Source organism: Phormidium sp. FACHB-1136, assembly GCF_014697375.1.
GTDB lineage: Bacteria > Cyanobacteriota > Cyanobacteriia > Phormidesmidales > Phormidesmidaceae > Nodosilinea.
In genome coordinates, this window is record NZ_JACJRS010000243.1 from 1 (window position 1) to 1,983 (window position 1,983).

1 protein-coding gene is annotated in these 1,983 nt (G+C 43.3%); it reads left to right on the plus strand.

Annotated elements, in window-relative coordinates; genetic code table 11:
- Positions 1 to 1,166, plus strand: a 1,166-nt coding sequence (locus H6G62_RS27035; protein WP_242052295.1) for an IS5 family transposase, incomplete at its 5' end; no start/stop codon positions are given.
- Positions 1,167 to 1,983: the final 817 nt, after the last annotated feature.

The following is a 1,983-nucleotide window of genomic DNA, read 5'->3' on the forward strand; positions in this document are numbered from 1 at the left end:
TTCTCATCAGGACTATGGGACAAAAAGGATTCTGGGACTTTGAGGAACGCCAGCAGGAATTGCTCAACAAAAATAAAACCTTAAAATATCTCAATGACATTATTCCTTGGGAATTATTCCGAGATGAACTAGAATCGCTCCATAAAAAAGACCGCAAAAGCAATGCAGGCCGCAAACCAATCGATGTCATTTTGATGTTTAAGCTCTTGATCCTACAACAGCTTTATAACATCAGCGATGAAGCATTGGAGTACCAAGTCAAAGATCGTCTATCGTTCATGGAGTTTCTGAACTTGGGGATAGAAGATCCGGTGCCTGATGCAACTACTGTCTGGCTCTTTCGTCAGCGCCTCAAAGACCATGACAAAATAGAGGCTCTCTTTGAGCAATTCTCAGACTATCTAAATCAACAGGGCTATCAAGCTCAGGGCGGTCAGATTATGGATGCCACCTTGATACCCGTCCCAAAGCAAAAGATGACGAAACAAGAGAAAGAAGACTTAAAACAAGGACAGATCCCAGAAGAATGGCAGAATGACCCCCATAAAATGGCTCAGAAGGATATCGACGCTAAGTGGACAAAAAAGAATAATCAAAGCTACTTTGGCTACAAGAATCACATTAATATTGACGTAGACTATGGCTTTATTCGCCAATACATTATCACGGATGCTTCTGTCCATGATAGTCAAGCCTTGACGCGCTTGTTAGATGACCTCAATGCCGGAAAAGGAGTCTGGGCGGATAGTGCTTACCGCTCTGCCGGAATCGAATGGCTCTTATCATTCTTAAACTGGACAAGTCATATTCATGAACGCCCTTATCGCAATCGACCGTTGAGTGAAGAACAGAAGGAAAAGAATACAGAGCGCTCTAAAACTCGCAGTCACGTTGAGCATGTCTTTGGTGCGTGGGTCATGCAACTGGGCGGAAAGGCGTTAAGGTCTATCGGTTTAGGTCGTGCTGAAGTCAACTTGGGCCTGAAGAACTTAACCTATAACTTTAGGGCACCTCGAAAAATACAAATCTTATTGAGAATGGGCACGAGACTCCAATGGTTCCAGGCTCTTCAGATTCGCAATAAGGCAATTAATCGAGGTGCCCTTTATGCGTTTCATCTTCTGGGAAACACGAAAATCTGTCCTGAATTAAAGAGTTCTAAGTGAAGCCATAAGGCAACGCTGATAAATTCATTTGAGTCACAACTGACACAGTGCGATGGAAGGGAAATTCCTGTCTCACTGTGTTCTTTTTTGAGACGGCAATTCCCTGAATGCTCGATTAATCGAGGTGCCCATTGGCTTGATCCAGGAGGGTTTCTGCTTGCATCTTGTTCAAAGCCTGAAAACTGGCAAGAAAAATATCTAGATCAATTTGACTTTAAGCTAGACCCAAACTTACAACTCGTTACTTCAACTTTTTATGGGCACCTCGATTAATTACCGTATAGCGAACATGAAAAGCCTGAAACCCCTGAAATCTCGTAGCTACTCCCACAAAGATTTGGATTTTTCGAGGTGCCCTTATCTAGATTGAGATGAAAGGGATTAACAGAAATGAATAATAGCAACTAGATCTGATGTGACGACATGGGAGTGGGATAATTGACATGAGATTAGTGAGGAGTTCCGGCGACATAACAAATCGATGGAGCGGCGATTTGAAGACTTTTCACTTCGTTTCAGTCTTATCTATCGCCGCTCATCTCAATCGTTAGACGGTAGCACATCCCCTTATTAGGTAAAAGTTGCCGTTTCTCATATCGCTTAAACGTATGATTGCCGCCAACGATAGCGTCCCTCGCCTCACCCCCGATCAATATCTGGTTTGGGAAGAAACCCAGCCAGAAAAGTATGAGTATATTGACGGTGAAGTCCAGGGCTATTTCATTCTAAAAATGGTCTTGAGGGTATCTAGGCCAAATTTGCAGAGACGCTCAGCCTGAGCCATATTGGAGAACGCATTGGAGCGGTAAAGATTAAT